The following is a 23,443-nucleotide window of genomic DNA, read 5'->3' on the forward strand; positions in this document are numbered from 1 at the left end:
AAAGTACATGCCCCATCAGAACGGGATGGCAACGCAGACGCCATCGGTCGAACAGGCACTGGCCCTTCTGTCCGTAGGTGATGCAGAGCGGGCTGCGGCCATGCTGCGCACGCTTTTGCGCGAGGATGCGTCCGACGCCGAGGCCTGGCACGCCATGGCCTGTGTGGCGCGGGCCGGAGGGGATGCGCAGTCTGCTGTGGCGCTGGCCGGGCGGGCGATTGGCCTGCGTCCAGAAGGTCATTTCCACATCACGCTGGCGCACGCGCTGCTTGAGCAGGAGCACGCGGAACCGGCCCGGGCTGCGGCGCATGTAGCCGTGATGGCGACGCCGCGTGACCCGCGGGCGCATGAGGTTATGGCGGCGTGTCTGGAGGCACTTGGCCGCGTGCAGGATGCGGAACTGGCGTTGCGCACAGCCTTGAGGCTGCGCCCGCTGGATTGTGAGAAACATCTGAGCCTTGCCGCCTGTCTCGCCCGGCAGGGCAAGGTGACAGAGGCCTTGCGCGTCTCGGAAAAAGCGCTCCGTCTGGCTCCGGACACTATTTTTGCCCACAACCAGCATGCCCTGTTGCTGGAGCGGGCCGGGCGGATGCGGGAGGCTGCGCCATTTTTTGCGGTGGTGGCTGAGGCATTTCCGCAGGACGCGGCGGCGCTGGCGAATTATGGGGCCGCCCTTTTTGCGCAAGGCGCTTTTGAAAAAGCCAGAGTCGTCTTGCAGGACGCTGTCCGCCGCGTGCCGGATGCACCGGAAACACGGACCAATCTGGGGCTTGTGCAGATGGCGCTGGGCGCACTGGATGCCGCAGAGCAGGAACTGGGGGCAGCCCTTGCCGCCCGCCCGCAGGACGCCCGGCTGGCGGTGAATTACGGGACGGTGCTGGCAGACCTTGGCCGCAGGCAGGAGGCAGAAGCCCTCTTCCGGCAGGTTGAAAGCGGACCGGCCTCAGAGCAGGACCGGGCGAGGGCGCGTTTCAATCTGGGCACAGTGCTGCTTGCGGAAGGGCGCTTTAAGGAAGGCTGGCAGGCGTTTGAAGCCCGGCAGAGTTTACTGCCCGCATCCCAGACGGAAGGTCTGCCGCACTGGGATGGAACCGCCACAGGCGGCAGTCCGGTTCTGCTTTATGCGGAGCAGGGGCTGGGCGATACCCTTCAGTTTTTGCGCTATGTGGAGCCGGCTCTGGACCGTGCGCCGGTGCTGCTGGCTGTGCCGGAGGCCCTGCGTTCTCTGGTTGCGCGGATGGAGCCTGTGCGCACCGGGCGGGTGACGCTGCTGCAAAAAGGGCAGACAGCGCGGTCTGTCGGGGCTGTCGCGTGCTGTTCTCTGTTGAGTTTGCCTGCGTGCCTTGGGCTGTCTGAGCCTTATCCTTGGCGGCAGATGATGCGTCTGCCGGATGCGGGAGAGGGTATGGCCGAAGCCAATGGCCCACTCTCAGCGGGAGGGCCGGGAGAACCGCCCAAAGCTTTGCCCCTGTCAAAACCCCTCCGTACTGGTCTCTGCTGGGCGGGGAATCCGGGGTATCGGTTTGATCGCCGTCGTTCCCTCGCTCCTGCCTGCCTTGCGCCGCTGGCTGACGTGCCGGGTGTGGTGTTTCAGTCCCTTCAGCAGAACCATGCGGTGGCAGACCTGCCGTTTCCGGCGGCCCCGCTGCCCGAGGGCGATCTGCTCAGCACCGCGTGCCTGATGGCCGGGCTGGATGTGGTGATTACGGTTGATACCGTTATTGCGCATCTGGCTGGTGTGCTTGGAAAGCCGGTGTGGCTGCTGAACCGCTTTGGCGGGGACTGGCGCTGGGCGGAAGGGTCTTCCCGGCCCGTACCCGGCGGAGAGAGGGCGAACCTGTGGTACCCGAGTCTGCGGCTGTTTTCTCAGCCTGTTTACGGTGAGGGCAATGGGCCGTGGGCGGAACCAGTGCAGGCTGTGGCGGACGCTTTGTGCAAACTTGTTAAGATGTAACCGCAACGCCTGTTGCCCCGCCGGGTGACGCCCGTATGATAAGCCAATGACGCGTTATTCTCCCGAGGGTGCCACCCCCGCCATGGCGCAATGGTTTGCGCTGAAGGCCGAAAATCCTGAAGCCCTGCTGTTTTTCCGCATGGGCGATTTTTATGAACTGTTTTTTGACGATGCCACGGCTGCGGCCGCCGCACTGGATATTGCGCTGACGGCGCGAGGAACCCACGCGGGTGACCCGATCTCGATGTGTGGTGTGCCCGTCGCGGCAGCGTCTGCGTATCTGGCCCGGCTGATCCGCCGGGGGTTCCGTGTCGCGGTGGCGGAGCAGACCGAAGCTCCGCGCAAAGGCAAAGGGGCACCCAAAGGACCACTGGCGCGCGCCGTGGTGCGTGTGGTGACGCCCGGCACCCTGACGGAAGATGAATTGCTGGAACCGGGCCGTTCCAACCTGCTTCTGGCACTGGCCGAACAGCCCGGCAGCGGGCGAGGCCGGAAAAGCAAGGCAGCGGATGCTGAGAGTCTGATCGGGGCGGCATGGATTGATGTCTCGACCGGCCTGTTTGAAACCGCTTCTGTTGCGGCAGCCGCTCTGGCGGCTTTGCTGGGGCGGCTTGACCCTGCGGAAATTCTGGCTCCGGCGGATATGGCGCTGGGTGAGCATGACTCTGCCCGCGCGCCCGAGGTGCTGATCCCGAATGTGGAAACAGCCCGCCAGCGTCTGGCGGCTGCTTTTGATGTGGCCAGTGTGGATGCGTTCGGCACCTTTACGGATGAAGAGGCCGTCGCGGCCTCAGTCGCTGTGGACTATGTTCAGCGCAGTCAGGCAGGGAAGCTGCCGCGCCTTGCGCACCCAAGCCCGCAGATGGAAGGCGGTGTGCTGGGGATAGACCCTGCGACCCGCGCCAGTCTGGATATTTTGCGCGCACGGGATGGCGGAACGGAACATACCCTGTTCTCCGCTATGAATCAGACCGTTACCTCCGCCGGGGCGCGTATGGTGGCGGAGTGGCTGGCCGCACCGCTGACGGACCCGGCCCGCATTGCTGCCCGACAGGATGGCTGGTGCTGGCTGCGCGAATCGCCCTCGTGCAGTGCCGCTCTGCGGGATGCGCTGAAGCGCGCGCCGGATATTGCCCGTGCATTGGGGCGGTTGTCCCTTGGTCGCGGTCAGCCGCGGGATCTGGCTGCCGTGCGGGATGGCCTGCATGCCGCCCGTGCAGCTGCCGCGGCTCTGGGGGCGGATCATACCGCTTTGCCAGCCTATCTGGCGCGAGCTGCAGCCAGCCTCGGGGCTGCGCCGGAACTGGAAGCGGAACTGGTGCGCGCCGTGGCGGAGGATCTGCCTGCCCGGCTGGAAGATGGCGGGGTTATTGCCGCCGGATATGACGGCGAACTGGATGGGTACAGAGGCCTCCGGGACAATTCCCGGCGGATCGTGGCCGGTTTGCAGACGGAGTATGCCAGCCGATTCGGGGTGGCGAGCCTCAAGATCAAACACCACGCTCAGCTTGGGTATGTGATTGAAGTGCCTGTTGCTGCCAGTGCCCGTATTAAAGACCGGGATGATCTGATGTTCCGGCAAGGCACAGCGAGCAACGCCCGTTTCTCTACAGAGGAGCTTTCCTCACTGGATGCCCGGATTGCCGAGGCGGCGGAACGGGCTGCGGCGCGTGAAAAAGCGGTCTTTGCCGCGCTGGTTGAGCGTATTCTGGCGGAGGAAGCGCTGCCGGTTCTGGCGAGGGCACTGGCGGTGCTGGACGTGCTGCAATCCTGCGCTCTGCTGGCTGCGGGGGGGAGCTGGTGCCGTCCGGTGGTCACGGACGATACGGCTTTTGTGCTGGAAGGCTGCCGTCATCCGGTGGTGGAAGCGGCTCTGCCAAAAGGCACACGCTTTACGCCTAACGGGTGTGATCTGTCTGCCAGCCGCCGCGTGATGTTGCTGACCGGCCCGAATATGGCCGGTAAATCCACCTTCCTGCGGCAGACGGCTCTGGCCGTGCTGCTGGCGCAGGGGGGCTTCCCTGTTTCTGCTGATAAAGCGCATATCGGCATTGTGGATCAGCTCTTTTCCCGCGTGGGCGCTTCGGATGATCTGGCGCGTGGGCGCTCCACCTTTATGGTGGAAATGACGGAAACCGCCGCCATTCTGAATCAGGCTGGCCCGCGTTCTCTGGTTGTGGTGGATGAAATCGGGCGCGGCACGGCAACGCTGGATGGTCTGGCTATTGCGTGGGCGGTGCTGGAGGCTTTGCATTCAACTGTGCGCTGCCGTGCAATTTTTGCAACGCATTTCCATGAACTTGCCGGACTGGTGGACACTCTGCCGCGCCTTTCCCCGCACACCATGGCGGTGCGGGAATGGCGGGGCCAGATTGTCTTTCTGCATGAGGTTCTGGCCGGTTCCGCCAAGAAAAGCTGGGGTGTGCATGTTGCCAAACTGGCAGGGGTGCCCCCTTCAGTCGTGGACCGGGCAGGGCGGCTTTTGCGGGAACTGGAGCGGGACCACGCAACCGGGCCCAAGCCCCTGCCTTTGTTCGACACGCAGAAGATATTACCGCAGGAAGACGAAAATACGTTAAGGAAGCGACTGTTAGAGGTAGACCCGGATACTCTGACGCCGCGTGCCGCACTGGATATTCTGTACGAGCTTCATAAAGAGGCCGTGCGGGAAGATGGATGTCCGGCCCAGAGTTGAGCCAGAGTTAAACCGGGTTCTTTATCAGACGACCCTCAGGAGCAGATTCCGACCGCAATGTCGATTTCCCCCGCACATGCTGCCCCCGGGCAGCCCGATGTTTCCGCCCTTGCGTCCCTCACCCCGGAGGGGCTTGCTGCCTGCCTTGCGCGGGAACTCCGGGACGCCACACCGGCAGACGCAACCATCCCGCAGCGGGATGAGTCCGTGGCGATCTTCCGCCGCCATCTTGGCCGGTATCAGGCGGATGTCCGCAGCCGGTTTGAATCGCACGAACTGAAGGGCGCAAAAGCCGCCAAGCAGATTGCGGCGTTCACGGACGTGATGCTGCGGGGCATTGTCGACCTTGCGTTGCGGGCGACCGGCACGGCGGAAGGCGTCGGGCAGATCGGGGAGGGCGCGCCTCCTGCCGCAGGGCGGCTTGTTGTGGCGGCAACCGGAGGTTACGGGCGTGGCCTTCTGGCCCCGTTCAGCGATATTGATCTGCTGTTCCTGACAGAAGAAGAAAATGTCCAGAACGCGCACCGGCTGGTGGAATATGTTCTGTATTTCCTGTGGGATCTGGGCCTGAAAGTCGGGCACGCGACGCGCACCATCAATGAATGTATTGAGGAAGCGCGGAAGGACACCACAGTCCGCACTGCGTTGCTGGATGCCCGCCTGCTGGCCGGGGATGCTGCGTTATTCGCCATGTTTGAGGCGCGCTATATTGTCGCCTGTGTGGAGGCCGGAGCGCCCGGTTTTATTCAGGACAAACGGCGTGAGCGGCTGGAACGGCACCGCCGGTTTGGGGATAGCCCCTATCTGGTGGAGCCCAACATCAAGGAAGGGCGCGGCGGCCTGCGGGATTTGCAGACGCTGTACTGGATGTGCCGGAACACGTTCGGCACCCGCCATGTCATGGACCTTCTGGCACCGGAATTTATCTGGATGGGCCTGCTGACGGAGCAGGAAGCGGCGCGCGCCCGCCGGTCATGGGATTTCCTGTGGACGGTGCGCCTGCATCTGCATTACGTCGCCGGGCGTGCGGAAGAGCGCCTGACCTTTGATATGCAGCCGGTGATCGGCGCACGCATGGGCTATACCCGGCATGGCCGTCAGAATGGTGTGGAACGCTTTATGCGCCACTATTTCCTGACAGCGCGGGAGGTGATGCGCCTGACGCATGTGCTGGAACCCGCCGTGCTGCGGCAGGCGCAGGGCCCGGCCGCCACGGCCGTCAAGCCCGATGAGGCCATGCGGGAGGCCGGATTTACTCTGGTTGACGGGCAGATCCTGCCGGAACGCGGGATCTCGTTTGATCAGGAACCCATCAAGATGATGCAGTTGCTGGACTGGGCGCGGATGCGCCGCAGGCCTCTGCATCCGCTTGGGCGGCATCAGCTTATCCGCTGGGAGCGCCGGGCCGTGGCGCTCCGGGATGACCCGGAAGCCGCGCGGATTTTTCTCGACCTGCTTTGTGGTGAGACGGAACCGCAGGACCTGCCCCCGCGCCGTCGGCGCGATGCCAGTGTGCCTGCCCCGGAGGATGCGGCGGCACTCCCCCTGCGCGATTCCAGCTATGAACAGCAGACTCCACCCGGCCACGCGCACTGGCTGCATATCCTGAACGAGACAGGGATTTTCGGGCGGCTGATCCCGGACTGGGCGCGTATTGTCGGCCAGATGCAGTTTGATACCTATCACGTGTTCACGGTCGATGAGCATACGATAGAAGCCATCCGTATCATGGATGAAGTCGCATCCGGCCGCATGGCGGATGAAATCCCGGTGGCGTATGAGCTTGTCAAAGGTCTGCATTCCCGCCGCGCGCTGTATATGGCTGTGCTGCTGCACGACATCGCCAAGGGGCGCGGAGGGGACCATTCGGAAATCGGGTCTGAAATTGCGGCGGATCTCTGCCCCAGACTGGGCATGTCGGGTGAGGAAACGGAAACCGTTTCCTGGCTGGTCCTGCACCATCTGCTGCTGAGCCACACGGCGTTCCAGCGTGATATTGATGACCCCAAGACCATTCTGGATGTGGCGGACATTGTTCAGTCTCCCGAACGCCTGCGTCTGCTGCTGCTGCTGACGATTGTGGACATGCGGGCCGTCAGCTCCCGCGTATGGAACGCATGGAAGGCCACGTTGCTGCGTGAGCTGTATGTGCGCGTGGCGGAAGTGCTGGCCGGTGGTCTCGCCACGACGGAGCGGGACGTGCGCGTGCGTCACGCCAAGGAAATTACGTCTGAAATTCTGGCCGAAGACGGCGTTGCACCGCAGGATATCGACCGCTTCCTAGGCCTGGGCTACGCGGGTTACTGGCTGTCCTTCGATCATGAAACGCACAAACGGCATGCTCGCCTGATCCGGGATGCGGACGGGCGGGACGCACCGCTGACGGTGGAGGTGCTGCCGCTGCCTGCGCGGGGTGTGACGGAAGTAACGGTTTATACCGTGGACGTACCCGGCCTGTTCTCCAAAATTGCAGGGGCGCTCGCACTGGCCGGGGCGTCCATTGTTGATGCGCGTATTCACACCATGATGCACGGCATGGCTCTGGATACGTTCTGGATTCAGGACACGGCTGGCAGCGCGTATGAAGAAACGCATCGTCTGGCGCGGCTATGTTCGCTGATTGAGCAGGCCCTGAGCGGGCAGATTGATATTGGGGCTGAAATTGCGCAGGCCGGCTTCGGTCACATGCCAATGCGGATGCGCGCGATTCATGTGCCACCGCGTGTGGTGATTGATAACGGCGCGTCCAATACCTACACGGTGATTGAAATCAACGGTCGTGACCGCCCCGGCCTGCTGCATGACGTGACAGCCGCCATGAGCGAAGAAAACCTTCAGATCGCCTCAGCCCACATTACCACCTACGGAGTGCGGGCGGTGGACGTGTTTTACGTGAAGGATCTTTTCGGGCTGAAAATCACGGATAAGAAGCGTCTGGAAGAAATCCGCGAACACTTGCTGAAAGGCATGAAAGAGGCTGAGGCGGAAGCCAAGGCCCTGCTGGACGCCCGCATTTCAGCCTGAAGCCGGAATGCGGGGCCCTGCGCCCCCTCAGAGTGTTGCGGGTGCCACAGCCGTCTGGTGGCCAGACATTGTGTGGCCGGGGCTGGCGGCAGACAGGCCGTGGTTCAGCCCCTCCCGCAACTGGCGGCCTTCTGCGGAGTGCGGGTCAATCAGCCCGTTGCGCAGAAAGAGATCAATCAGCACGAGATTGACGTTGAATTTGAATTCGTCCGTATCCCGCACCAGCTTGTAAACATCGCTCAGCGGCATCAGGTGGAAGGATTCTACTTCCCCGTCCGCGGCAACCGGCTCAAAGCTTTCGGGCAGGAACAGGTCGTAGCAATACAGAATATCGCGCCGCAGCCCTTCGGGCCGGTCCAGCGCGTAGACAAGACGCCCCACCTGCTGCGCCTGCCGGGCGAGGTCTTCCTGAATACTGGCTTCTTCCGCTGCTTCCTTCAGCAGTGCGTCCCACGGTGTGTGCCCGGCAGGCACACCGCCTGCCACCAGATGGTCCAGTTTGCCGGGGTCCAGCCGTTTGTTGGCGGCTCTGCGGCCTGTCCACAGATATAATCCGTCTGTCTTGCGCACCAGACCGTTCAGATGCACCCCGGCGGCCACCAGCCCGAACAGGGGCAGAGCGCCACGGTCAATCCGCGCCAGCACGGGCTGGTCCACATCCGGCATGACGTCAAACAGTTCGTGATGAGAGCGATAAACACCGCTCCGCGCCAGATCTTCCCCCAGCGCTTCCAGATCAGCCGGGTCAGGCAGGTTAAAGCCCCGCGTGCGGGACCCGAGGCCACGCTGTTCCAGAGTCTCCGTCAGGTCCGGAGTGACCCATCCCGCGGGGCTGCAGCCCAGAGAAAACGGGAAGCGCGCACCGGGCACGACGGCAGTGTTGCATTGCCTGAGGTGACGAAGAAAGGCGGTATCGTCCGAAGGCATCGGAAATCCTGTCGTGCTTGAATGAGACCATAAACGCGCAAGGCGTCTGTGTTTATCCGGCGGATACCGGAGCGAGGCAAGGTGCGGCGGGGTTGCAAAATTATGGAGGCGTGCCACATGCGGGGGTATGTCACCACGTAATCGTTCTCCGTCCGGGGCGCTTAAACAGCCAGCCTCAGTCACTCTTGCCCGTCTTCTTCCGTATCTCTGGCCGCGTGAAAACAGCGGGCTGAGGTGGCGTGTTGTGCTTGTGCTGCTGGTGCTGGTGGGCGGAGAGCTTGCCACGCTGGCCGTGCCAATGGCTTACAGCCGCGTGGTGGATCGTCTCTCCCATCCCGGCAGCCTTGCCATGGCGCCGTTTGCGCTCATTCTGGGGTATGGGCTGGTCAGGCTTGTGTCCGCCGCGCTGACAAATTTGCGGGATTCCCTGTTTGCGCCTGTGCGGTTTCGGGTAGCGCGGCAGGCCGCCTTCCGCAGTTTCCAGCATATGCACAAACTCTCCTTACGCTTCCATCTGGACCGCCGGACAGGGGGTGTGACCCGCGCCATTGAGCGTGGCACGGAGGGAGTGGAAACCCTGCTGCGGATGGGCATGTCCATCTCTCCCACCATTTTGCAGGCCCTGCTGGTTGTGGTGGTGATCTGGCAGGTGTTTGACTGGCGCTATGTCAGCCTGATGGTGCTGATGATTGCGGCCTATATCGGCTTTACGGTCCTGTTCACCTCATGGCGGCTGGGTATCCGGCGGCGGATGAATGAGAGCAATACCGAGGCCAGCGGCAAGGCTCTGGATAGCCTGCTGAATTATGAAACCGTCAAATATTTCGGCAACGAGGCGCATGAGGCGACCCGCTATGATGCGGCACAGGCCCGGTATGAGCAGGCTGCACGGAAAACCCAGTATTCCCTCGGGCTGCTCAATTTCGGGCAGGCGGCGATTATTGCCGTGGCACTCACGCTCATCATGTTGCTGGCCGGGCGGGATGTTGAGGCCGGGCGGATCAGCGTGGGGCAGTTCGTCATGATCAACACCTACCTGCTTCAGCTTTACGGGCCGCTTAATTTTCTGGGGTCTGTCTATTCCGCCATCCGCACGGCCATGGTGGATCTGGAGCAGATGTTCGGGCTGGTTGAAGAACATGTGGAAGTGGCGGACCCGGAAAACCCGCTGCCAATCGCCACGCGGCTTGCGGACTCTGCTCCGGCGGAAGTGGCGTTTCGGGACGTCCGGTTTGGATACGGGCCCGAGCGCGAAATTCTGCATGGGGTGAGTTTTGTGGCGGCACCGGGCCAGAAGGTCGCCATTGTCGGCTCAACGGGGGCTGGCAAATCCACCATCAGCCGCCTGCTGTTCCGGTTTTATGATGTCTGGTCCGGCGCAGTGCTGGTGGACGGGCATGACGTGCGTGCCTACCGGCAGGAGGATCTGCGGGCGGCCATAGGCGTGGTGCCGCAGGATACCGTGCTGTTTAACGAGACGATTGGCTACAACATCGCCTACGGGCGTCTGGGAGCCACTCCGGCGGAGATGGAGCAGGCGGCGCGACAGGCGCAGATCCATGACTTCATCATGTCTCTGCCGGATGGCTACCAGACACAGGTGGGGGAACGCGGGCTGAAGCTTTCAGGCGGGGAAAAGCAGCGTGTGGCCATTGCGCGAACACTTTTGAAAGACCCCCGTGTTCTTGTGCTTGACGAGGCTACAAGCGCGTTGGACACACATACGGAACAGGAGATTCAGGCGGCTCTGAAAGCCGTTTCTGCCTCCCGCACCACGCTGGTCATTGCGCACCGCCTGTCCACCGTTGTGGATGCGGACGAAATTCTGGTGATGGGGCAGGGGCGTGTGATCGAACGTGGCACGCACGAGGCTCTGCTGGCTTCTGGCGGGCAGTATGCCGCCATGTGGGCGGCGCAGGGGGCAGAAAGCGTGGCAGAGCGTCTTGCCGGGTAACGGCAGGAACGTCCGGGCGGTCATCTCTGGCGAATCGAATGAAGCACTGGTCTGCGGGCCGGTGTCTGAGACAAGGAAAGAAGAGGAATTATCATGACGGATACAGCAGGACATACACCCGCCGAGCCCACATCAGACGCAATGCCGGGTGTGCCGGACGATCTGGCCCGCTGCGCCATGGTGGTCGAAAGTGCGATGGAGCACCTGCTTAAAGAGAATCACCCGCCGCTGGCAATTGCCTCTGCCCTGCTGGGCGGCTCTCTGGGGCTGCTGGCCCGGAGCATGGATAAAGACACCATCCTGCATATTCTCGACTCTGCCGCGCACAGCGTGCGTACAGGCGAGATTCATGCAGCAACACAGGCACAGACTGCTCCGGAAAGTGAGAAAGCCTGAGGTCAACCCTTGACGGAAGGCGCTTGCTCAGCCATAAGCCGCGCCAATCCTGAATGTGGTCGCCGGGCAAATTGTCTCGGCCCTCTGTTTGATACCTAAGACAAGGATGAGACAATGTCCCGTCGCTGCCAGATTACCGGCAAAGGCGTTCTGACCGGAAACAACGTCAGTCACGCCAATAACAAAAGCCGTCGCCGTTTCCTGCCCAACCTGCAGGAAGCATCCCTGATGTCCGACATCCTGGGCGCCGCCGTGCACATGCGCGTCAGCACCCGTGGCCTCCGCACCATTGAACATAATGGTGGTCTGGACTCCTTCCTGATCAGCACGCCTAACCGCAAGCTGCCGGAAGAAGCTCAGGTCGTGAAGCGCCGCGTGCTGCGCGCTCAGGCTAAAAAACAGGCTGCCGCTGGCGCCTGATTCAGGGGTTTCCTAACCGCAGTGGGTCCGGGCCAGTCAAAATCTGACGGTCCGGATTTTCTGTGCAGGTGTCTGGCAGGGTGTCAGGCACTTTTCGTCTATCGGCCGGTTTCCGGCAGCCGGGCTTCCTAAAACAAAACTGGGATCAGCACGGTGTTCGGTAGCCACAGGCGCGAAGGGTTCCCTGTCGCGCCTGACCTGTTTTCTGGAGGTTTTCGTGTCCGCCAAATCCGACCTTTCGAAGATCCGTAATATCGGGATCACCGCGCATATCGACGCGGGCAAGACAACCACGACCGAGCGTATTCTGTACTACACCGGTGTGTCTCACAAAATTGGTGAAGTGCACGACGGTAACACCACGACCGACTACATGGCGCAGGAACGTGAGCGCGGTATTACCATTACCTCCGCTGCTGTGACCTGTGAGTGGAACGACCACCGCATCAACATCATCGACACCCCCGGACACATCGACTTCAACATCGAAGTGAACCGTTCTCTGCGCGTGCTCGATGGCGCTGTCTTCATCATTGAAGGTGTGGCCGGTGTTCAGCCGCAGTCTGAAACCAACTGGCGTCTGGCTGACCGCTACAAGGTTCCGCGTATCATCTTCATCAACAAGCTCGACCGTACCGGCGCGAACTTCTACCGTGCATTCGACACGCTGAAGGAAAAGCTGGACATCGTCGCGATCCCGCTGCAGCTGCCGATTGGCGCTGAAGACCAGTTCCTGGGCGTGGTTGATCTGATCGAGATGAAAGCAATCGTCTGGGAAGGCGGTGAGCTGGGCGCGAAGTTCCACGATGAAGAAATTCCGGCCGATCTGAAAGAAAAGGCTGCTGAAGCCCGCCAGAACCTGCTCGACACCGCTCTGGCTGTCGATGACAAGGCAATGGAAGAGTATTTCGAAAACGGCGAAGTCTCCATTGAAACGCTGAAGCGCTGCATCAAGAAGGGCACCATCTCTGGTGAGTTCCGCCCGGTTCTGTGTGGCACGGCGTTCAAGAACAAAGGCGTTCAGCCGCTGCTCGACGCCGTGATCGACTACCTGCCGGCCCCGAATGACGTTGAAGGCATCCGTTGCGCTCCGCCGGAAGGTGAAGAAGACGATGAAGCCGCTCAGCCGATCATCCCGGTTGACCCGGACGGCAAGTTTGCTGGCCTCGCTTTCAAAATCATCAACGACAAATACGGCACGCTGACCTTCGTCCGCGTCTACCGTGGCGTGCTGAAAACCGGTGATACGGTTCTGAACACCACGAAGGGCCACAAGGAACGTATCGGTCGTATTTACCAGATGCATGCTGACAAGCGTGAAGAACTGACGGAAGTTCATGCTGGTGATATTGCTGCGTTCGTGGGTCTGAAAGACTCTCAGACAGGTGATACGCTTGCTGATGCGGCCGATCCGGTTGTTCTGGAACGTATGAGCTTCCCGATCCCGGTTATCGACATCTCTGTTGAGCCGAAAACCAAAGACGGCGTGGAAAAGATGACGCTGGCGCTGCAGAAGCTGGCCAGTGAAGATCCTTCCCTCCAGCTGAAGACGGATCAGGAAACGGGTCAGACCATTCTGTCCGGCATGGGCGAACTGCACCTCGACATCATCATCGACCGTCTGCGTCGTGAATATGGTGTGGATGCAAACGTCGGTGCACCGCAGGTGGCGTATCGTGAAACCATCTCCAAGCCGCACACGGAAACCTACACGCATAAAAAGCAGTCTGGTGGTTCCGGTCAGTTCGCTGAAGTGAAAATTGCTTTCGAGCCGGTTGAGCGGAACGATGGCATTCACTTTGAAAACAAGGTTGTTGGCGGTACCGTGCCGAAGGAATATATTCCTGCGGTTGAAAAAGGTATCCGCATGCAGTCTTCTACCGGCGTGCTGGCAGGCTTCCCGACGGTGGACTTCAAGTTCACGCTGCTTGACGGTAAGTACCATGACGTTGACTCGTCCGCTCTGGCGTTCGAAATCGCGGCTAAGGCTTGCTTCCGTGAAGGTATGAAACAGGCTGGTCCGGTTATTCTTGAGCCGATCATGGACGTGGAAGTGACCACCCCGAACGATCACGTTGGTGACGTTGTGGGTGATATCAACCGTCGTCGTGGCATGATCCAAAGCCAGGAAACCTCCGGTTCCACGGTTATGGTTCGCTCTCATGTGCCGCTGAAGGAAATGTTCGGTTACATTTCTCACCTGCGTTCCATGACGAAGGGCCGCGCATCCTTCACCATGCAGTTCCATCACTATGACCCCGTGCCGCGCAACGTGGCAGAAGAGATCATGGCTCAGTCTAAATAAGCCATCGTCTCCGGGATTATCTACGGATACAGAAAAGCCTCCTCATCTTGAGGTGGCTTTTTTTGTATCTTCGCTACAAAATCTGAATTACCTCACGATATCCGGTAAAATCTTATAAATGAGATTTTATCGGTAAATACTCAAAAATTACACATGTCTATTGGATAGAGAATTGTGATTACTCAATTTTCTATGACATAAAAATTCAGGACATAAATGATGTCAGAAAATGATACAGTGAGAAAATTTCTCACAATTTGCGAAGAATATCCGCAAAATACGGCAGTATACCGTGCAAAAAATAGTATAAATTATTCTCAGTTGCTTCAAATCATGAAGGCGTTTGCAGCAGTTTTTACAAAAAACAATTTTAGGAAAATACTTATTGCTGCCCCCGCAGGCGAATATGCGTATGCCGCTATGTTTGCGTCTCTTGCAAGTGATGCCACGTATGCTCCGCTCAACCTTCTCTCATCTTTGGAAAAAAAACGGAGAATAGTCGAGATTTTCAAACCTGATGTCATTATAGGAAGTCAGCAAGAAATAGAGATGTTGTGCGGAGAGAGTTCTGTTTGTGAAACTCTTTCTATAGAAACTATACAGAATTCTGTTGAAACGTATAAAGACACAGAAATCCTTATTCTACCGTCCAGTCGGCCTGCCTATGTTATTTTTACATCTGGTTCGACCGGGCTCCCCAAAGGTGTCGTGATAGGGCGGCAGGCACTGGACCATTATGTCGGGTGGATGTCTGAGTGCTTATTCATCACGCCTCAGGATCGGGTTAGCCAGTATGCCAATATTGCTTTTGACCTGAGTGTTATGGAGATTTACGGGGGGCTGTGTGCCGGTGCTGCCCTTTGCCCCATAGAGACATTTTTTGATCGGATGCGGCCAGCCCGTATGATTGCGGCCAAACAGATAAGCGTGTGGATTTCTGTCCCCAGTACCATCACCCTGATGCAGCAATCTAATGAACTGACATTCGAAAATCTGAAAACACTCAAGCAATTCGTTTTTTGTGGTGAGGCTTTGCTGGTCAGTCAGGCGCGTATGCTCAGACAAACGCTGCCAGCGTCTGATATTTTCAATACATACGGCCCCACAGAAACAACCGTTTCTATGACACATATCAAAGTTACAGATGTGCTCTTACAGGAAGCCAGCTTTCCATCTGTGACCTTGGGAAACCCAATTTCTGACATGGCTCTGTTACTGGTTGGGGAAAGTCCTGACGACGGAGAAATTGTGATCACTGGCCCGCAACTGGCTGATGGATATCTGGGCAATCCGGAGGCCACACAGGCGGCCTTCCGAGACGTGCAAACGGATCAGGGACCGGTTCTGGGGTATTTCACCGGGGATCGTGGTATCAGAATTAACGGTAAAATATATTTTGCGGAGCGTTTTGATTTCCAGATCAAGCATAAAGGCTACCGGATAGAGATAGAAGAGATTTATGGAGCCCTTAGTGCTATTGGGTACGATAAATCCTGCGTTCTTTATATGCAGCAGAAAATTGTCGTTGTTATTGAGACATCTCAGAATCCAGACGCGTCTTTTATCAGAAAAGAGCTTTCTAAGTCTCTGGAGCCTTATGCGATCCCGGATATCATCATCAATATTGATGTTTTTCCGAGAAATGAAAACGGCAAAGTAGATCGAAAAAAAATAGAAACGGCAATTGAAGGGAGAATTTGAAGATGCTGCATAAAATTGAAATGGATAAAAACTCCATGATGTCATGTGTAAAGGACATCATGGAAGAAACATTGGGGCATTCCATCCCGTTGTGGAACCCTGATCTGAAATTTACCGACATTGTCGGGTGGGGCAACAACATGACTGTCTCCACCGTTGTCGCATTACAAAAAAAGCTCTCGCACAAACTGCCAGATACACTTCTGGACGATGTGGTGACGATTGATGATCTGGTGACAAAAGCCTCTCAGGCGTCAGAAACATCCTCTGCCGGGGCACCCAAAAAACTATCAGAACGTCTGCGGGTTTTTAGTAACTTTGAAAGCCTTGGGGAAGATTGTGAATTTGGACTGGTGCAGCAACGCGCGGGTATTTTGCACCCCCATCTTCTGCGCTTCTCAGCGGCGTCGGAAAATAGTGCAGACCGTCTGCCGCATTTAATGATGCTGCTCAAATATCGTCTCCATCAACTGGAAAAGCCGGATTTTCTGGACATGTTTCTTCCGGAAGAGGAGTGGAACAATGTCGATCCTGAATGGCGGATACGACATAAAATGTATAAATGGTCCACCCATACCGGTCTTCTCGTAAAGAATTTTCCTAAAGAAACGATTGGTCAAAAAATACCTGATTTTTCAGTCGTTATTGAATTTATGAAAAGCCAGTTCCTCAGAGAACTGGAGCTTGGCCGCAAAGTCTGGATATGGAAAAGCGGTGTTCCATCTTCTCTTGTGAATATAAAAAAGCTTCTGGATATTTTGAAAAATTATGGTCCCAACAAGCTCTTATGGGTCCAGAACGCAGATCAGGACCATCCGCCGGGAACGATAGAGAAGCTGGACGCGGATTTGTGGTGTGGATACATCAAAAAGCCGAACGAGCACTGGAAAGGGCATTGGAGCGAAGACGCGGACTGGCTTGAGCTTCTGAAAAACACCCTTCAGATGTATCCGGAGCTTGATAGCTTTTCAGGCGCAGTCGCAAGCCAGAACATCAATGCTCTTCATCAGGATCGTCAGTCAGAACAGGACGATGCTGTGCATGTGTTGTCGAGACTTGTTTCCCAGCAACTCAATATTCCGAACCTTTCACTGGACAGTGTGCAGTTCCCCTCTGAGATTTCTGGGTGGGACTCTCTGAAGCACGTTAATATTATTATGGCTGTGGAAGAGCATTTTAAGATATCTCTCTCAGCAGAAGATTTTGATGAAACGCAGACAATTCAGGGCTTCACCGGTGTCGTGAACAGGCTCATGCAAGCCTCCTGACACGTAATCATTTTCCAGAGACAGGCTGAGGGAAGATTTTACGGTCGGGGACTGCTGTAAGGTATTAAGGCTGGAAGCTCCAGAACGGGGTAGCTTCCAGCCACTCTCAAAAAGCAGTCTTCCGGGTGTTCTGGCTGCAAAAGCAGGTTCGGTCAGAACCTGGGTTTTCACTTTTATTTTCACGGAAAAATGCGGATCGGTGCTCCAGTGAGAGTATCAGTGCTTCGCGTGTAGCTTGGCATTCCAGGCCGCACGGACTTCTTCTGGTGTCATACGGCCTTCGTGCTGTTTGGGCTCAGCAGTTTTGCCTGTCCCCTTTTTGGTGCTGCCCTGCGGGCGACGACTGGCGTGCGTGGATGACACACTGCGTCTGGTGCCTGCGGCATGAGACAGTGAACCGGGAGCAATGCCTGCGGCTGGGTTCTGGTTGACAGCCTGCACCGCGCGAGAGCAGCGGGAATCATCACCAACACCAAGCTGAATGGTTGGCAGCAGGGCCAGAGGCGGGAAAACGAAGCCGAGGCCCGCTGCTGCTGCCGCGCGCCCCAGAATTTCCGCACCCGGTAACACGGTAGGAGATTTGATGGGGCCGGTGATGTTGAACGCTCCCGGCAGAGACGCAATGGTCGGGTTCTGGGCACGGGTGGTCAGGGAGTAGTCCAGAGTATTGGTTTTGAAATTAATCGTGCCGCGGCCAAGCGTACGGGCTTCACCGGTTTCCAGCAGTAGGGTGTTGGTGGAGACGATCCCGTTTTTCAGCGGCATATCGGCAATAAAGCATTTGATGTCGGTGTGGGATGGAAGTCCGAGGGCTGTCAGGATAGCATTGCCCAGTTGCAGGCCCATAATATCCGGCAGAATGGCCGTAATATCGCCCCCCTGATCCAGCACCAGTGTTAGGCCGCCATTTCCCGCAGCCATCAGGCTGGCAATGGAGTTCCCCTTCGCTCTCAGGGTCATGTGGCCGCCAATAATTCCACGCGCTTTGGAATTGGCTGTGGCCTGCATGATGCGGGCCAGATCAATGCGCGCAAAGTCAATCCGTGCGGTCGTGTCAAACAGGGAACCATCCGGCTTGAGCGTTGCGGAACTGGCCAGTGTGCCATTCCCAACAGCAAAATTCAGCCGTTTGAGGTCAATTTCACCATTGTTGATGAAAAACTCCGTGTCGATATTATCAAGGGGAAGCTGCTTATTTTCGATATGTGCTCCGTGATATGTGACGTGCGCGTTAATGGCGTTCAGGCGCGGAATATTGATGGGAGTATCTGGCAGAACGGTCTTGCTTTTGGCATCCTGCTTTTTCTCAGCAGCCGTTTTTGTCGGCTTTGCACCGATGAACCCACCGAGATCCACCAGATTAACCTGTTTTGAGCGCAGATTGGCCTGAAGAGCCATAGGCTTCTGGTGTGGATCAACCTCAAGAGTGCCACCAATATCACTGGTGCCCATCCTGCCTTCAAAATCCTTGAAGAGGATGTGGTTGCGGCTGTAATCCAGATTGCCGGTAATGGTGTAGGCCGGAGTGCGCGGGATTGGCACGCCGGTCAGCGGATAAAGCAGGGACATATCAGGCCCTGCAAAATGCAGCTTAAGGTGAGCACCGGCAAAGCTCATCGGATGCACCACATCCCCTTTCAGGGTGGCGTTGGTGGGGCCGTTCTGCACGCTGAGGTCAACGGGGTAGGGGTCTTTATCTGCAACAAAAGAGAGTAACGCGCCGCCAATAAAGCGTGCGCTAATGGGCTGCTGCGCATAACGCCCTTTGGCGTCCAGACGCAGCGTGCCACGACTAGTCCCCTCAGGCGGGGTTGTCTGCACAGAAACCTGCATATCGGCCTGAAGCGGATCATATTTTACATGCAACGTGCCGTCGGTAATACGCAGTTCGCCGATATCTGGCAGGTTTGTTTTGCCGGTGGTATCTGGCTGTGCAGGCGTGCTGGCAGGTTTGCCGTCTTCGGTAAAGGTGTAGTTGTTCAGGTTATTTTTTAGAGCAATGATGTCTGCGGTCGGCTGTTCCAGCGCAATGAGCGGCAGGCGCAGAGTGCGGTGCCAGAGGTAAGACCAGACATCAACCGATACGCTAAGGCTTTTGGTCTGCGCAAACTGGTTTTTTTCTTTTTCAAATGTTTTGGGCTGCTCAATTTTGAGGTCGTCCACCTTGATGGTAGTAACGCGGCCCAGATGTACATGCAGATGCGCAATTGTGGTTTTGCGATGCAGGAGTGCTGTGGCCCGGGAATTGACCAGAGGCACAAACCAGTCCCATGACCAGAACAGGATCAGGAGCAGGATGGCGAGCGTAATGCCGCCAAAAATTTTCAACCCGAGATGTCTCGCGCGGGGAGGGGTGTCCGGCGTTGCTGTGGTCATGAGAACGCGCTCCCCTGATCTGAGGTCAGAAAAAAGCAGAGCGCAGGGGAGGAATATGACGTTCGGGGCATAAAATGTTTCGCAGTTTGTGACAGTCCTGCAAGACTGAACGCCCGCCCGGAGAGTTTGGTTCCGGGCTGAGCGTTTCGGGCGGTAAGGCTTATCCCTTAGCCAAATGCCCCGATGTCATGCATGACCCCGACACTGATCTCGCGCAGCAGAGCAAACATCTGCTGCATGGGCATAAAGATTTCCCGATGTTCGCGTTCATAAATTCCCTGCTCACGCGGGCCGCGTGGTTCATGGAAATCAAGGTTGGAGGCAACCGTTCCGGATGGGAAAATATGCACCATTTCCTTCAGGACAGCCGGAATTTCCAGACGCAGGATCTGCTGCATCATCATATCCCGGTTAAAGCCACCCCGCGGCATAAAGAAGGGGATCCGGCAGGCCAGAATCCAGATCCGCTCAATCAGCGCAATCCGGATGGCATGCAGCGCCCGATTGAGTGGGGCGCCATGCGGGGCATCTTCCCATGCTTCCCGCAGTGCGAGATGGTCCGCCTGAATACGGCGGAACAGAGTGCGCAGGTCGGCCGAGAGGTTCAGCTTTTCCAGATCATGCATCAGGGTGAGAAACGCGGCCCGGCGTGAGGCTTTGCCTTCGGCCGTGGCACGGTCCAGCCAGTAGCCGGGGTCCAGCAGGTTGATAACGGATTGCAGCACCCGATCATCCGAACAGCTCAGGGCATGGCGCGCAAAATCCAGAGCGCGATGGAAGCGCGGGCTGGAGGTGTTGAAGATTTCAAAGGTTTCAGGGTGGCGGCGCACAGCAGCCCCCAGCCCTTGCAGGGTGTTGGCGCACCAGCCGAGCTGCTGGAGAATCGCATTATTCGGAATGGCGCGGAGCTGGCTGGGGTGGGTCAGCCGGGTGCTGGTCGCAGCTTCCGCACTCTGGCGGGCCGGGGGGCGTGAGCCGGTACGGTCAATCAGGGCCGGGCCAAACGCGCCTAGCAGGGCGGCATAACCGGGGTCTTCCACCAGTGCCTGCATGCCTTCAGAAATGCTGGAGAAAAAGTCAGCAGAAAAGACAGGCTGTTCATAAACCGGGTCGCCTTCCTGATGCAGGGGGTTGAACAGGTTTTCCGCAATGGTGGCCAGTGTGGCGCCCGCAAGCTGTGGTGTGCCGAACAGCACATAACCATCCCCGCCCTGAAAAGCGGTTTCCTCCCGGCAGGCGATGCCGGTTCTGGCAAATTCCGCCCGGACATGGCGGGGGGAAAGATAGCTCAGCCGCCCGGCCATACGGAACGGATGCGCGCCCCGGCCAATACTTTCGCCGTGGGTGTCAAAGAAAATGACCGTAACGTCCTGAAGGTTCCAGCGCACAAGGAGGTCATGAATTTTCAGGCGCAGGCGTTCAATCAGATAGGTCGCGGCTAGCTGCCCGACATACCGCCCGGAATCGGAATACCCAAACTGGAAGCTGATGCGCCCTGTGCGCTGCACATAAGCCCGCCATGTGGGGGAGCGCAGGGCTTCTTCCACAATCCGGTCCCCGTTGCTCAGGGCTTCTTCCGTTTCAAACAAAGGGGAGATTTCCACTTTGTCCGCAACGCCAAAATGCAGAGCTGCCCAGAGCGCTGCCAGCAGCGTGTATCCTGTTTCTGTTTCAGCAATCAGGAAGCGGACCGAGGTCTCGTTATCAATATGTTTGGAAATCTGCGCGACCGTCATCATCAGGCGGCCTGCTGTGGACGGGTCACTCATCAGGGCGCCAAAATCAACCGGCACAGCCTGCACCGTGTCCAGTGCGTCATTCAGGCGGTTCAGAACGGCCCGGCGGTGAGACGGATTGGCCGGATCATCCGGGATATCCAGCTTCTGACGGACAAAATTATGGATCTGCGTGGCGTTAAGGCGGACATGCGTGTGCGCCAGAGCCAGCCCGTGCGCCATAAAACCGGCACGGGCGATTGCCAGTGGCAGGCGGTCGGCAGGTTCAGCGGCCTGAATGGCGGCGTCCAGATCGTCCGCCAGATCACCCGCATTCAGCAAGGCGGTCTGGTGGCTGTTCACCAGCACATCAGCAAACCGGGCCACAGCCTCGGCATCCGGACCGGTGGGTGTGGCGTTAATCTGCGCTTCGACACAGGCAATCGCCTGATGCAGGCGGTCCATCAGCGCCGGAGCGCTGGCCTGCGTTGTGCTGATCTGCTGTGCCAGACGTTCCAGTTGAAACAGCTTCATGCGCAGGCGCAGGCGGAGCGTATCCCACCAGCCGATATCGGTGCGCCCGTCCGTATCATAGCCCACCCAGCTTGTGGCGATGACGGGCCGGGGGATGACAGACGTCCATGCGTCCGGCCAGTGCTCCCGCGCTGTTTCCAGCAAAGCGCCGTTCAGCTGGTCCATCGCGTCACGCGCCCGGCTGATGGCCAGCGTTGCCAGCGTGAATTCTTCTTCCAGCGTCGGGGGTTCATCCCGGCGATGGGTTTCAAAAAACGGCACGCTTTCGGGAAGAACTTCTTCCGAGGCACTTTCGGCCAGCGTGGCATAAACCGGGTTGCTCACGGCAAATGTCGGGTGCGCCGTGAACACTGCGGCAAAACGCACCGGGCTGACAGCCGCCTGAAACGCCTCCGGCGTGGGTTCCGGCAGCGCCGCTATGACGCGGTGGGTTACGGCGGCCAGTCGTCTGGCGGTTGTGGCTGTTTCCGCGCCGCCAACGTACCGGTGCAGGCGGCTGGCGCGGCGCAGAAAAGCGGAATCCCGCAGTGTCTGCACCAGAGCCGTCACATCTGCGAGAGACAGTTGCCCCTCTTCCAGCGCATCGCCCAGCCGACGGGCTGTGGAGAGAACCGGATTGACGCCTTCAACCGGCAGCGGAGATTTTTTATCCTGCAGGATGGGTGCAAAAATGGTCTGAAGCTCAGGAGAAAGTGTAGAAAAATCCATTAATGCGCCTCGTTCAGGGCTCGCCGTGCGACGGGATAGAAAGGAGCAACACAGTTTCATGTCTGCTCTTTTGCTGCAACATGCTCACGCACTCTTGGGGGGCAGGAGTGGGAGTGCTATTTAAAAAATTATGATGCCATATCCAGAAAGTGAGGGCGACGTCGCCGCCCGTAAAACCCTTAAACGCTACAAGCGTGCTGCAACCGGCCTGCTGGTCGGGATGGGGGGGCTGACGGTTGCAGGCTATGCGGCCCCGGCCGCCGGATGGGTGCGGGACGGTTTCTGGCTGGAGATGCTGCGCGCGGGTGCGCGGGCGGGTGTTGTGGGTGGTCTGGCGGACTGGTTTGCCGTTGTGGCCCTGTTCCGGCACCCGATGGGACTGCCGATTCCCCATACTGCTATTCTGCCAGCCCAGAAGGAACGGCTGGGCCGGGCGCTGGGGCGTTTTGTATCCGGGCAGGTTTTTACCGAGAAAGAAGTCGGCCGCGTGCTGGAGCAGGTGGATATTTCCACCTTTCTGGCCAACATGCTGGATGACCCGGCAACACGGGAGATGCTGACGCGCTCAGTGCTGGACTCCATGCCCAAGATGCTCGACCGGCTGGAAGACGGCCGGGCCAGCGGGGCTATCGGGAAAATCTTCCCGCGTTTGCTGGGCAACAGCAATCTGGCGCCCATTGTCGCTAGGGCTTTGCGCAGTCTTGTGGATGATGACCGGCATCAGGAAGTGCTCTCCTTCCTGCTGGGGCAGATCAAGGATGGTCTGCAGGCCCGGGAGGGCGCTCTGCGCACCATGATTGAAGAACGTGTGCGGGAGCAGGGCGGGCGTCTGCTGGGCTGGGCCATTGGCGGGTCCATCGCTACGCGGGTTCTGCTTGCGGCCAGTAAGGAGCTGGAGCGGGTTGACCCCCAGAACTCTTCGCTGCGTGAGGGCTTTACGGCGTGGGTTCGCTCGCAGATTGACCGGATCGAGACAGACCCGGAGCGCGGGAGCGATATCTCTCAGGCCATTATGGGCGTCCTCTCGCATGAAAGTGTTGTGGGCTGGTGGGCCGATATCTGGCAGCGCTTCCGTCGTCTGGTGGAAGCGGATGTGGAAGATCCGGATGGCCGCATCGCTTCTCTGGTGCAGGAAGGCCTGACCCATATTGCCGCACAATTGCGGGAAGACCCGATGATGCGCCAGCGGATTATGGACAGTGTGGACAAGGCTATTGTCCGTGCCCTGCCCTTTGTGCGGGAGCGGATGGCGGAGTTTATTGCCCGTGTGGTGGCGGGGTGGGACGCGGTGCAGATTGCGGAAAAGCTGGAGCTGCGCGTGGGGAAGGACCTGCAATATGTGCGCTTTAACGGAACGCTGGTGGGCTTTGGTGTCGGCGCGTTGCTGTTTGCCGTCCTGAGGTTGCTGTTCGGGCTGAATGCCCAGTAGCTGGCCCCGTAAAACCATCTGGTCAGGCATGTTGCTT

Annotated in this window: 13 protein-coding genes; 10 read left to right on the forward strand and 3 right to left on the reverse strand. The window is 58.5% G+C overall.

What is annotated here, in order from left to right; translation table 11 throughout:
- Window positions 1–7 precede the first annotated feature (7 nt).
- From JK199_RS08955 to JK199_RS08965, 3 genes are read left to right on the forward strand one after another with little or no spacing between them, the layout of a single operon-like run.
- Window positions 8–1,954, forward strand: coding sequence for a tetratricopeptide repeat protein (locus JK199_RS08955; protein ID WP_212375336.1), 1,947 nt, complete (start codon window positions 8–10; stop codon window positions 1,952–1,954).
- A gap of 46 nt (window positions 1,955–2,000) precedes the next feature.
- Window positions 2,001–4,649 carry a DNA mismatch repair protein MutS gene (gene mutS / locus JK199_RS08960; RefSeq protein WP_212375338.1) on the forward strand — a complete coding sequence of 883 codons (2,649 nt, stop codon included), beginning with the start codon at window positions 2,001–2,003 and terminating at the stop codon, window positions 4,647–4,649.
- 57 nt (window positions 4,650–4,706) lie between these two features.
- Window positions 4,707–7,673, forward strand: a complete 2,967-nt coding sequence (locus tag JK199_RS08965) for a [protein-PII] uridylyltransferase (RefSeq protein WP_212360657.1) — start codon at window positions 4,707–4,709, stop codon at window positions 7,671–7,673.
- 27 nt (window positions 7,674–7,700) lie between these two features.
- Here JK199_RS08965 and JK199_RS08970 read toward each other — a convergent pair whose 3' ends face one another.
- Complete coding sequence (locus JK199_RS08970) at window positions 7,701–8,600, reverse strand: NUDIX hydrolase (protein WP_212375340.1); 900 nt, start codon at window positions 8,598–8,600, stop codon at window positions 7,701–7,703.
- A 127-nt stretch (window positions 8,601–8,727) separates the two neighbouring features.
- Between JK199_RS08970 and JK199_RS08975 the strand changes: the two genes are divergently transcribed.
- From JK199_RS08975 to JK199_RS09000, 6 genes are all read left to right on the forward strand, one after another.
- A complete protein-coding gene (locus JK199_RS08975) occupies window positions 8,728–10,554 on the forward strand; it encodes an ABCB family ABC transporter ATP-binding protein/permease (RefSeq protein WP_212375342.1) in 1,827 nt (608 codons plus the stop codon).
- A gap of 93 nt (window positions 10,555–10,647) precedes the next feature.
- Window positions 10,648–10,950 (forward strand): hypothetical protein, encoded by a 303-nt coding sequence (locus JK199_RS08980; RefSeq protein ID WP_025827621.1) that lies wholly within the window; start codon window positions 10,648–10,650, stop codon window positions 10,948–10,950.
- Window positions 10,951–11,064: 114 nt separating this feature from the next.
- A complete protein-coding gene (gene rpmB / locus JK199_RS08985; RefSeq protein WP_086656111.1) occupies window positions 11,065–11,370 on the forward strand; it encodes a 50S ribosomal protein L28 in 306 nt (101 codons plus the stop codon).
- A gap of 217 nt (window positions 11,371–11,587) precedes the next feature.
- Entirely contained in the window at window positions 11,588–13,675 is a 2,088-nt protein-coding gene (fusA, locus tag JK199_RS08990) for an elongation factor G (RefSeq protein ID WP_025827617.1), read from the forward strand.
- Between the two features lie 216 nt (window positions 13,676–13,891).
- Window positions 13,892–15,376 (forward strand): AMP-binding protein, encoded by a 1,485-nt coding sequence (locus JK199_RS08995; protein WP_212375344.1) that lies wholly within the window; start codon window positions 13,892–13,894, stop codon window positions 15,374–15,376.
- 2 nt (window positions 15,377–15,378) lie between these two features.
- Complete coding sequence (locus JK199_RS09000) at window positions 15,379–16,644, forward strand: acyl carrier protein (RefSeq protein WP_212375346.1); 1,266 nt, start codon at window positions 15,379–15,381, stop codon at window positions 16,642–16,644.
- Window positions 16,645–16,860: 216 nt separating this feature from the next.
- Here JK199_RS09000 and JK199_RS09005 read toward each other — a convergent pair whose 3' ends face one another.
- Both JK199_RS09005 and JK199_RS09010 read right to left on the reverse strand, forming a co-directional pair.
- The gene (locus JK199_RS09005; RefSeq protein WP_212375348.1) at window positions 16,861–19,020 is read right to left on the reverse strand and encodes an AsmA family protein; all 2,160 of its coding nucleotides are present in this window, start codon (window positions 19,018–19,020) and stop codon (window positions 16,861–16,863) included.
- Window positions 19,021–19,187: 167 nt separating this feature from the next.
- Complete coding sequence (locus JK199_RS09010; protein ID WP_212375350.1) at window positions 19,188–21,977, reverse strand: phosphoenolpyruvate carboxylase; 2,790 nt, start codon at window positions 21,975–21,977, stop codon at window positions 19,188–19,190.
- A 130-nt stretch (window positions 21,978–22,107) separates the two neighbouring features.
- Here JK199_RS09010 and JK199_RS09015 point away from each other — a divergent pair, with 130 nt between their 5' ends.
- Entirely contained in the window at window positions 22,108–23,406 is a 1,299-nt protein-coding gene (locus JK199_RS09015) for a DUF445 domain-containing protein (protein WP_212375352.1), read from the forward strand.
- Window positions 23,407–23,443: the final 37 nt, after the last annotated feature.

Origin of the sequence: Acetobacter persici (assembly GCF_018256955.1) — a bacterium.
In the GTDB taxonomy this organism is placed as follows: domain Bacteria; phylum Pseudomonadota; class Alphaproteobacteria; order Acetobacterales; family Acetobacteraceae; genus Acetobacter; species Acetobacter persici.

Coding starts and splice junctions, on each gene's coding strand:
- JK199_RS08955 (WP_212375336.1), top strand. CDS start 8: ATGCCCCATCAGAACGGGATGGCAACGCAGACGCCATCGGTCGAACAG.
- mutS (WP_212375338.1), top strand. CDS start 2,001: ATGACGCGTTATTCTCCCGAGGGTGCCACCCCCGCCATGGCGCAATGG.
- JK199_RS08965 (WP_212360657.1), top strand. CDS start 4,707: ATGTCGATTTCCCCCGCACATGCTGCCCCCGGGCAGCCCGATGTTTCC.
- JK199_RS08970 (WP_212375340.1), bottom strand. CDS start 8,600: ATGCCTTCGGACGATACCGCCTTTCTTCGTCACCTCAGGCAATGCAAC.
- JK199_RS08975 (WP_212375342.1), top strand. CDS start 8,728: ATGTCACCACGTAATCGTTCTCCGTCCGGGGCGCTTAAACAGCCAGCC.
- JK199_RS08980 (WP_025827621.1), top strand. CDS start 10,648: ATGACGGATACAGCAGGACATACACCCGCCGAGCCCACATCAGACGCA.
- rpmB (WP_086656111.1), top strand. CDS start 11,065: ATGTCCCGTCGCTGCCAGATTACCGGCAAAGGCGTTCTGACCGGAAAC.
- JK199_RS08995 (WP_212375344.1), top strand. CDS start 13,892: ATGATGTCAGAAAATGATACAGTGAGAAAATTTCTCACAATTTGCGAA.
- JK199_RS09000 (WP_212375346.1), top strand. CDS start 15,379: ATGCTGCATAAAATTGAAATGGATAAAAACTCCATGATGTCATGTGTA.
- JK199_RS09005 (WP_212375348.1), bottom strand. CDS start 19,020: ATGACCACAGCAACGCCGGACACCCCTCCCCGCGCGAGACATCTCGGG.
- JK199_RS09010 (WP_212375350.1), bottom strand. CDS start 21,977: ATGGATTTTTCTACACTTTCTCCTGAGCTTCAGACCATTTTTGCACCC.
- JK199_RS09015 (WP_212375352.1), top strand. CDS start 22,108: ATGATGCCATATCCAGAAAGTGAGGGCGACGTCGCCGCCCGTAAAACC.